We start from the raw sequence: 9970 nt of genomic DNA, 5'->3' as shown, positions 1-9970 counted from the left end.
CGATGACCTCAACCTTGGCAAGGTTGCGCTCTACCAACTGAGCTAGTATCGCATTATAAAAGGTCTTTCACCTTTCGATTACCGCTTTCGCCGTAACCTACAAATTGGAGCGATACATCGGGTTCGAACCGATGACCTCAACCTTGGCAAGGTTGCGCTCTACCAACTGAGCTAGTATCGCAATCTGAAAACGTCTTTCTCCGTTCAGGGCTGCGAATTATAAGAGCATTTTTTTGTGATGCAAGTCCTTAATGCAAAATTACGAAACTTTTTACTCAACTGCTGTAAAAGCACACAGATTTACAAAAAAAACGGCTCTTATGTCCCTGAAAAGTTAGATAAACGTGATCATTTTATTCGACTAGATGTTAATAATCGTTTTTCGGTAGTACTGCAGCTCGGCGATCGACTCTCGAATATCGTCTAACGCAAGGTGACTTCCCGACTTAGAAAAACCATCTAACACTTCAGGTTTCCAACGACGAGTCAGCTCTTTCAGAGTGCTTACGTCAACATAGCGGTAGTGGAAGTACTCTTCTAACTCTGGCATGTGCTTGTATAGGAAACGACGGTCTTGACCAATGCTGTTGCCACAAATTGGTGACTTACCTTTTGGTACCCATTTTTCAAGAAACTCAATGGTTTGTTGGATGGCATCTTGCTCTGAAACCGTGCTTTCTTGAATTCGCTTCACGAGGCCGCTGCCAGTGTGAGTCGTTGTACACCACTCGTCCATCTTGTCCAATTCACTCTGAGGTTGGTGAATAGCCAAAACAGGTCCTTCAGCCAGGATGTTAAGCTCACTATCAGTAACGATAGTAGCAATTTCAATGATTTTATGAGTTTCAGGATCAAGTCCTGTCATCTCTAGATCAACCCAAATAAGGTTCTGATCGCTAAAGGACATAAGGCGTCGCCTATTTGTTTATGTGTAAAAGAGGTACTATACCCAAATAACTATACTCAAACTAGCTTTAGGACCATCGAAATCACGTGGTACCAGCAACATCCTGTTTGAGTCCCCAATCATCAAGTTAGATGTGTTAAGTGAAAAATTGTGGCTAAAAAAAAGAAGTTAACCAAAGGTCAAGTACGTCGTGTACGTAGCAACCAGAACAAGCGACTCAAGAAAGAAGATTCTATCCAATGGGATGAGAACATGCTTGGCGGAACCAAAAGCGGACTCGTGATTACGCGCTTTGGCCAACATGCTGATATCGAAGATCTTGAAACTAACGAAGTTCATCGTTGTAACTTACGCCGTAGTATCGAGACTTTAGTTTCTGGTGACCGAGTGACTTGGCGCGCAGGCTTAGAATCAATGGCCGGTATTTCTGGCGTTGTGGAAGCGGTTGAGCCGAGAACTTCAATGCTGACTCGCCCTGATTACTACGATGGCCTAAAGCCAGTAGCTGCGAACGTCGACCAAATGGTTATCGTATCGGCTGTGCTACCAGAGCTATCACTTAATATTATCGACCGTTACCTAATTGCTTCAGAAACGGTAAACATCGCGCCGCTTGTTGTACTGAACAAGGTCGATCTACTGACTGATGAGCAGATTGCTGAATACCGTGAAACACTTAAAGAGTACGAGAAGATCGGCTATAAAGTGATGTTCGTGAGTAAAGAGTCTGGCTACGGCATCAAAGAGCTGGAAGCTGAACTCAAAGACCGTATCAACATCTTTGTTGGTCAATCGGGTGTGGGTAAATCAAGCCTAGTGAATGCATTAATGCCTACGCTAGACATTGAAGAAGGCGAAGTCTCTGAGAACTCAGGTCTTGGTCAGCACACAACCACGGCAGCTCGTTTATACCACTTCCCTTCTGGTGGTGATCTGATTGATTCACCAGGAGTGCGTGAATTCGGCCTATGGCACCTAGAGGCCGACGAAATCACTGAAGCCTTTATCGAGTTCAAGCCTTACCTTGGCGGTTGTAAGTTCCGTGACTGTAAACACATTGATGACCCAGGCTGCATCCTGCGCGAAGCGGTAGAAAACGGAAAGATCAGTCGATTACGTTTCGACAACTACCACCGCATCATTGAAAGCATGGCGAGTAACAAAGATAACCGTCAGTATTCACGCAACAAAAAAGCCGATCTCTAATCGCGTTTTTGTGAACAAATGTGTGCATTTACTGACAATTGGCGCGAATTTAAGTAACATCTCGCGCCCTAAACCGTCATCGACAGATTTAATTGAAAAACAATTAGCATTGGAAAATTAATACAATGGATAAGATTAAAGTTGGATTGCAGTACTGGATTCCACAACATGGATTAACTCGCCTAGTCGGCAAACTTGCGTCTGCTAAAGCGGGCGGCTTAACGACAGCGATCATCAACTGGTTCATCAAGCAATACAAAGTGAACATGGATGAAGCTCTGCATAGCGATCCAAAACACTTTAAAACATTCAATGAATTCTTCGTGCGTGAATTGAAAGAAGGCATGCGTCCTATCGCTGAAGGTGAGTCTGTTATTGTTCACCCTGCAGATGCACGTGTGAGCCAATTTGGCCCAATTACTGACGGTCAACTGATTCAAGCGAAAGGCCATAACTACTCAGCTCGCGAGCTATTGGGTGGTGATGCTGCGCTAGCGGATGAATTTAAAGACGGTGAATTCGCAACGCTTTACCTGTCTCCAAGTGATTACCACCGCGTGCACATGCCATGCGACGGCACACTGCGCCAGATGATCTACGTTCCAGGTGACCTTTTCTCAGTTAACCCGTTAACGGCAGAAAACGTTCCAAACCTATTCGCACGTAATGAGCGTGTCGTTTGTATCTTCGATACGGAATTTGGCCCAATGGCACAAGTGCTGGTTGGCGCAACGATCGTAGGTAGCATCGAGCAAGTATGGGCAGGTACCATCACCCCACCTCGTGGTAACTCGGTTTACAAATGGGATTACCCTGCACAAGGTGACAAAGCAATCATCTTGAAGAAAGGCGAAGAAATGGGCCGCTTTAAGCTTGGTTCAACCGTTATCAACCTATTCGCTAAAGATGCGATCAAGTTTGACGACACTATGCAAAATGGCGAGAAAACGGTTCTTGGTACACCTTTCGCGCACATTGCTGGCAAAGAAGCGCAAGCAAATGACGATGTTGTTACCGATTCTGCTGAGAACACTGACCAAGCTTAACAATTTGAGTTAACTCATTTAAGCTTTCAAGGCGCGTTACTTTTTCTATTTCAGAGAAGAACGCGCCTTTTTCTTAACTCTACCGATTCATTTGCTACTCAAGCTCTAACAACTCAATCTTTCAAACCCTGCCCAGCCACCTGATGCTTCTCACTCTTGTCTCTAATTGCCCAGATAAAAGATTGACCAAAAACAAAACAACTGTCGAAACCTTAAACAACTTTTTGATTTTCCAACCCGTCTCCAAGTACCAGAAATCCAGATAACTTACTCTATTTGAAGATATTTTATTTATAGGGTCTTTGTACATGCCTAAACTCAATGTTGGCGTTCTGGTCAAGCTGTTGATTTGTTTTGCGATTCCCTTAGGCGTGTTATTCATGCCGATAGATTCAATACCAATCGATGATCTCACGCTGATTCAACACCGCCTGTTGGCGATATTCTTATTAGCAGCCCTGCTGTGGGTGCTTGAACCTGTTCCGGTATTCGCCACTTCCATTTTGATCATTGCGCTTGAACTGGTGATGATATCTGACAAAGGTTTACACCTATTTAGAAATCCACCAGCGGGGCACGATCTCGGTAAGTTAATCAAATATACCGACATATTCGGTGCATTTTCGTCACCAATCATCATCCTCTTTATGGGTGGTTTCGCTCTCGCGATATCGGCATCTAAGTACGAACTCGACAACAACCTAGCGCGAGTATTACTCAAACCATTTGGTACAGAACCACGCTTCATTATGCTCGGCTTAATGCTGATCACCGCCGTGTTCTCAATGTTCATGTCAAATACCGCCACAACGGTAATGATGCTCGCGCTGCTAGGCCCAATCGTGGCGTCAGCACCAAAAGGCGATATGGGCATCAAGGCGTTGGTGTTGTGTATTCCAATTGCTGCTAACACCGGTGGTATCGCGACACCAATCGGTACACCGCCCAATGCCATCGCACTGCAATACCTGACGGGTGAGAACAGTATCGACTTCCTTAGCTGGATGATGATGGGCTTACCCTTTGTGATCATCCAACTCACCATCGCTTGGTTTCTTCTACAAAAACTCTTCCCTTCTAAAGAAAGAAACATGGTACTCAAGCTTGATGGCCAATTTAGAAAAAGTTGGCGAGCGATTGTGGTTTACATCACCTTCGCTGCGACAATCTTATTGTGGATGACCACCAAACTGCACGGCATGAACACTTATGTGGTCTCGATTATTCCATTGGCGGTGTTCACTCTCACCGGCATCATGGGCAAAGAAGAGCTCAAGCTGATTAACTGGGATGTATTGTGGCTAGTAGCCGGTGGTATTGCGATTGGTATAGGACTAGATAAAACAGGCTTAGCCGTGGCACTCGCACACGCGATTGATTATGAGTCGCTCTCACCAACGGCGGTAGTGCTAACGTTATCCATCGTATGTTGGTTAATGGCGAACTTCATGTCAAACACTGCGACGGCCAACTTGCTGATGCCGATAGCCGCTGCAATTGGTGCTTCCATGGAAAGCCTAGTTGCGATTGGTGGTCTGCAAGGCTTGCTGGTTGTGGTCGCCTTCTCTGCGTCACTTGGCATGATTCTGCCAGTATCGACACCACCAAACTCACTGGCCTACTCGACCGGGCTTATCGAAAGCAAAGACATGGCGAAGATGGGCATCATCTTAGGTATTGTGGGCTTGCTGATGGTTTACCTCGCCCTGTTTATCATCACCTAGTACGTTAATCCCTACTAATGCCCTTCCAGATAGTAATCACGTCTTTGCTATCTGGAAGGTTTAGTGCATATTGAATCCCCCACTTCTACATTTTGACACGGACGTACACTTCAATGGGATTCGAATGGCTGGCTCTTGCTGCCGCTTTTCTTTGGGCTATCGCGAGCCTGATGTCAGTAAAGCCTGCTCAACACTTAGGTTCTTTCGCCTATAGCCGTTGGCGCATGGGTTGCACTGCTATCATCTTATCGAGCATGGCTTGGTTTACTGGTGGCTGGTCAACGGTCGAAGCAGACCTAGTCACGCCGATGATGCTGTCTGGGCTAATTGGCATCTTCATTGGTGATACCGCCCTATTTGCTTGTTTGAACAGAATGGGACCGCGCCAAGCAGGTTTGCTGTTCTCTTGTCACGCCGTGTTCTCGGCAATTCTTGGTTACTTCCTATTTAGCGAAAGCATGACTTCGGTGGAGCTGATTGGCTCGGCTTTGGTGTTCAGTGGTGTATTAACCGCGATATTCTTTGGTCGTCGAGGACAAGCCAACAACCAACTCGAAACCATCAAGGGCACCGTGTGGATTGGTGTAGCTCTCGGAATCACAGCGGCTATCTGCCAAGCCTTGGGCGGTATTATTGCAAAACCCGTGATGCAAACCAGCATAGACCCTGTTGCCGCTTCAGCGATTCGTATGATCACCGCTTTTGTTGCTCACTCCGCATTTCGCTTAACGGGCGCTAAGCTCTCACGCGCAATCAACCCAATGAATGGTCAAATATTTGCGATTACCGCAGTTAACGGGTTTTTAGCGATGGCGGTGGGAATGACGCTGATTTTGTATGCGCTGCAGGAAGGTAATGTCGGCATGGTCGCTCTGTTATCTTCAACCACGCCAATCATGTTGTTACCGATACTCTGGCTGTACACCAAGCAGAGACCGAACGCCTACGCTTGGATCGGGGCTATTGTTGCCGTATTGGGTACAGGTATTCTAGTAAGATAGTGGTACTGGGATTCAAGTCAGTTAGTCAAACAGTAAGTAAGACTAACTGAACAGAGAGCTAAGAGCGCGGGAACGGAAAAGCGGTCACGTCATCGATGTGGTCATAACCTAACGCCAGCATGATCAGACGATCAATACCTAAAGCAACACCCGCACAGTCTGGTAAGCCCGCTTTTAATGCCTCAATCAAGTGATGGTCAATCGGTTGAGGCGATAAGCCCATCTCAATACGTTTGGCATTGTCATCTTCAAAGCGCTTGAGCTGCTCTTGTGGTTTATCTAGCTCATGGAAGCCGTTTGCTAACTCGATGCCTTTGAAATACACCTCAAAGCGATCCGCCACTCGCGAATCCTCAGGATTAATCTTAGCCAATGCCGCTTGTGAAGCCGGAAAGTCATAAACAAACGCAGGGACTTGTTGGCCTATTTTGGCTTCAACCCCAATACTAAACAGCAACTGCAGCAAGGTATCACGATCTTCTTCAGGGTCAGCTATATCGCTGAGCCCAAGTTTTGCTGCGGCTTGCTTTAGCGTAGCCATCGAATCTTCCAGGGGACACACACCTAACACGTCAATAAAGGCTTGTTGGTAAGTCATTCGCTCTGCTGAGCCCGATTTAAGTACCTGCTGTAACAGCAAATCCATTTCATCCATCAGGTCATGGTGATCAAAGCCAACGCGATACCACTCCAACATGGTGAACTCAGGGTTGTGGTAACGGCCATTTTCTTCATTCCGGAAAGACTTACAAATTTGATAAATACAGCCACTGCCGGCCGCTAATAGACGTTTCATATGAAACTCAGGGCTAGTCATAAAGAATAGAGGCTGACCGTGCGCATAACCCGGCCCTACGAATTCAGTTTTGAAAGTATGCAAATGCACGTCCGTCACCGTGGCGTGGCTCATCGCAGGCGTATCCACTTCCATCACGTTTCGCTCAGCAAAGAACTGACGGATTTGATTAAGGATATCAGCACGTTGCTTTAACTGCTTAATGGTTGCGGCTGGTTGCCATGTTGAGTGCATTATTAAGTTCCATATTACTGAATTCTAGGCGACGGAAATTACCACCTTTCGCCTCTTTTGTAAGCTTCTATCTTTCTATAGATGGAAGCAAAATGTTGCTTTAATGAAGCCAGAAAATTACGTTCTACAATACAATTATCAATACAGCTTTCACATCCACATTGATAACAAAAATCATACTCAACAAGCCGTTAACACAAGTCTTGTGGGTTAATCGTTATCAACAATTCATTGCCGTGATTGCAGTCACATAACCTATAATTTCTATGCCTCCATATGCACTACCGACCTAAAAACCCAAATGCATCAACTTTTCGAATACCTTCCTCTCTTACACTGAACCTACCACTTAAGGCTTAGGGGTGATAAACGGTTGATGCCGTTTAAGTACTCTCTAAATGCTTTTTATAATAACAAGCGGAATACTCCGCATCACACTGGAGAATAACTGTGAAGACAATTACCACAGATATCGCAGTCATCGGCGCAGGCGGCGCTGGTCTTCGTACAGCTATTGCTGCGGCTGAAGCTAATCCTGAACTGGAAGTAGCACTGATTTCTAAAGTTTACCCAATGCGTTCGCACACGGTAGCGGCAGAAGGCGGTTCAGCAGCAGTAATTAAAGACGAAGATAGCTTAGATAACCACTTCAACGATACTGTTGGTGGTGGCGACTGGCTATGTGAACAGGATGTTGTTGAATACTTTGTTGAAAACTCGACTCGCGAAATGATCCAAATGGAACAATGGGGCTGCCCATGGAGTCGTAAAGAAAACGGTGAAGTAAACGTACGCCGATTCGGCGGTATGAAGGTAGAGAGAACGTGGTTCGCAGCGGATAAAACCGGCTTCCACATGCTTCATACTCTGTTCCAGACTTCGATGAAGTACGACACAATCAAACGATTTGATGAGTACTTTGTGGTGGACCTTCTCGTAGAAAACCAGAGCGGCGTTGAAGATGGCGAAGTACAAGGCCTAATCGCGATTCACATGTCTGAAGGTGAGCTTGTTACGATCAAAGCAAAATCTGTTGTTCTAGCAACCGGCGGCGCAGGTCGTGTTTACCACTGTAATACCAACGGCGGCATCGTAACTGGCGACGGTATGGCAATGGCTTATCGCCACGGTGTACCACTGCGTGATATGGAGTTCGTTCAATACCACCCAACAGGCCTACCGGGCACTGGCATCTTGATGACCGAAGGTTGTCGTGGTGAAGGCGGTATCATCGTCAACAAGAACGGCTACCGTTACCTGCAAGATTACGGCATGGGCCCTGAAACTCCAGTGGGCGAGCCGAAAAACAAATACATGGAACTGGGTCCACGTGACAAAGTTTCTCAAGCATTCTGGCACGAGCAGCAGAAAGGCAACACCATCAAGCACCCACTTGGTGATGTCGTGCACCTTGACCTTCGCCACCTTGGTGAAGAGTACCTGCAAGAGCGTCTACCGTTCATCTGTGAGCTTGCAAAAGCGTACGTAAACGTAGACCCAGCAAAAGAGCCAATCCCAATTCGTCCAACCGTTCACTACACCATGGGTGGTATTGAAACTAACGGCACGTGTGAGACTCGCATTAAAGGCCTATTCGCTGTTGGTGAATGTGCTTCAGTTGGCCTACACGGTGCAAACCGCCTAGGTTCTAACTCTCTGGCTGAGTTCGTGGTATTTGGCCGCGTTGCTGGTGAAGAAGCAGTGAAACGCGCTGCTGAATTCAAAGGCTGGAACGAAGAGTCTATCGCTAAGCAAGTGAAAGCGGTTGAAGATCGCATCGCAGGCATCTTGGCTCAAGAAGGCGACGAGAACTGGGCTGATATCCGTACTGAAATGGGTCACACCATGGAAGCGGGTTGTGGTATCTACCGTCAAGAAGACTTGATGCAAAAGACCATCGACAAACTCACTGAACTGAAAGCTCGCTACAAGAAGATCAGCATTAAAGACAAAGGCAAAGTATTCAACACTGACCTACTTTACGCTATCGAAGTGGGTTACGGTCTTGAAGTTGCAGAAGCGATGGTTCACTCAGCGATCCTTCGTAAAGAGTCTCGCGGTGCACACCAACGTCTAGACGACAACTGCACAGAACGTGATGACGTGAACTTCCTGAAACACTCTCTATCTTTCTACAACGAAGATGCAGCACCAACCATCGACTACAGCGGCGTTAAGATCACCAAATCTCAACCTAAAGCTCGTCTGTACGGTGAAGCTGCAGAGAAAGCCGCTGCCGCTGAAAAAGCAGCAGAAGAGAATGCGAAGAAGAGCGAAGAGGAGCAAGCATAATGTCAGCGAATCGAATCCAAAAAATTGAAATCCTGCGTTATGACCCTGAGCACGACGCAGAACCTCACTTTCAAACCTTTGAAGTTCCGTTTGATGAAACCATGTCAGTACTTGATGCGATCGGTTACATCAAAGACAACCTAGATAAAGACCTGTCTTACCGTTGGTCTTGTCGTATGGCGATTTGTGGTTCTTGCGGCATCATGGTTGATGGCGTGCCAAAACTGGCGTGTAAGAGCTTCTTACGTGACTACCCGAATGGCTTCAAGATTGAGCCTTTAGCTAACTTCCCAATCGAAAAAGATTTGATTGTCGACATGACGCCGTTCATCGAGCGCCTTGAAGCGATCAAGCCTTACATCATTGGTAACGACCGTAAGCCAGAAGACGGCACGAACATCCAAACTCCAGAGCAAATGGCGAAATACAAACAGTTCGCTGGCTGCATCAACTGTGGTTTGTGTTACGCAGCATGTCCTCAGTTTGGTCTAAACCCTGAGTTCATCGGCCCTGCGGCACTTGCTCTTGCTCACCGATACAACCTAGATAGCCGTGACAATGGTAAAGCTGAACGTATGAAGCTTATCAATGGCGACAATGGCGCTTGGGGCTGTACGTTTGTAGGTTACTGTTCTGACGTATGTCCGAAGAAAGTAGACCCAGCGGCTGCAGTAAACCAAGGTAAAGTTGAGTCTTCAATGGACTTCGTTATCTCGATGTTCAAGCCAGACGGATCGCAAGTAAAAACAGCAGAGGAGGCATAA

The 9970-nt window shown here is 46.5% G+C and carries 8 protein-coding genes and 1 tRNA gene; 6 read left to right on the top strand and 3 right to left on the bottom strand.

Annotated elements, in window-relative coordinates:
* Positions 1-105: 105 nt before the first annotated feature.
* Positions 106-181, bottom strand: a tRNA-Gly gene (locus AB6E51_RS20975).
* Positions 182-361: 180 nt separating this feature from the next.
* On the bottom strand, positions 362-907 hold the full coding sequence (gene orn / locus AB6E51_RS20970) for an oligoribonuclease (RefSeq protein ID WP_010434065.1): 546 nt from the start codon (positions 905-907) through the stop codon (positions 362-364).
* A 150-nt stretch (positions 908-1057) separates the two neighbouring features.
* On the opposite strand from orn, the gene rsgA reads away from it, so the two are divergent.
* The 4 genes from rsgA to AB6E51_RS20950 all read left to right on the top strand — a co-directional run bounded on the left by rsgA (position 1058) and on the right by AB6E51_RS20950 (position 5884).
* On the top strand, positions 1058-2113 hold the full coding sequence (gene rsgA / locus AB6E51_RS20965; protein ID WP_017061306.1) for a small ribosomal subunit biogenesis GTPase RsgA: 1056 nt from the start codon (positions 1058-1060) through the stop codon (positions 2111-2113).
* 125 nt (positions 2114-2238) lie between these two features.
* A complete protein-coding gene (gene asd / locus AB6E51_RS20960) occupies positions 2239-3159 on the top strand; it encodes an archaetidylserine decarboxylase (RefSeq protein WP_017063172.1) in 921 nt (306 codons plus the stop codon).
* 308 nt (positions 3160-3467) lie between these two features.
* Positions 3468-4883, top strand: a complete 1416-nt coding sequence (locus AB6E51_RS20955) for a DASS family sodium-coupled anion symporter (protein WP_372057587.1) — start codon at positions 3468-3470, stop codon at positions 4881-4883.
* A 113-nt stretch (positions 4884-4996) separates the two neighbouring features.
* Positions 4997-5884 carry a DMT family transporter gene (locus AB6E51_RS20950; protein WP_017070291.1) on the top strand — a complete coding sequence of 296 codons (888 nt, stop codon included), beginning with the start codon at positions 4997-4999 and terminating at the stop codon, positions 5882-5884.
* Positions 5885-5942: 58 nt separating this feature from the next.
* Here AB6E51_RS20950 and epmA read toward each other — a convergent pair whose 3' ends face one another.
* On the bottom strand, positions 5943-6914 hold the full coding sequence (gene epmA, locus AB6E51_RS20945; protein WP_017071212.1) for an elongation factor P--(R)-beta-lysine ligase: 972 nt from the start codon (positions 6912-6914) through the stop codon (positions 5943-5945).
* A 450-nt stretch (positions 6915-7364) separates the two neighbouring features.
* On the opposite strand from epmA, the gene frdA reads away from it, so the two are divergent.
* Positions 7365-9206, top strand: a complete 1842-nt coding sequence (gene frdA / locus AB6E51_RS20940) for a fumarate reductase (quinol) flavoprotein subunit (RefSeq protein ID WP_102332660.1) — start codon at positions 7365-7367, stop codon at positions 9204-9206.
* Positions 9206-9970, top strand: coding sequence for a succinate dehydrogenase/fumarate reductase iron-sulfur subunit (locus tag AB6E51_RS20935; protein ID WP_009847917.1), 765 nt, complete (start codon positions 9206-9208; stop codon positions 9968-9970). Before frdA ends, AB6E51_RS20935 begins: the two co-directional genes overlap by 1 nt.

Origin of the sequence: Vibrio sp. 10N.247.311.47, from assembly GCF_041467535.1 — a bacterium.
Taxonomy (GTDB): domain Bacteria; phylum Pseudomonadota; class Gammaproteobacteria; order Enterobacterales; family Vibrionaceae; genus Vibrio; species Vibrio crassostreae_C.
This window is presented reverse-complemented; position numbering and strand designations above follow the sequence as displayed.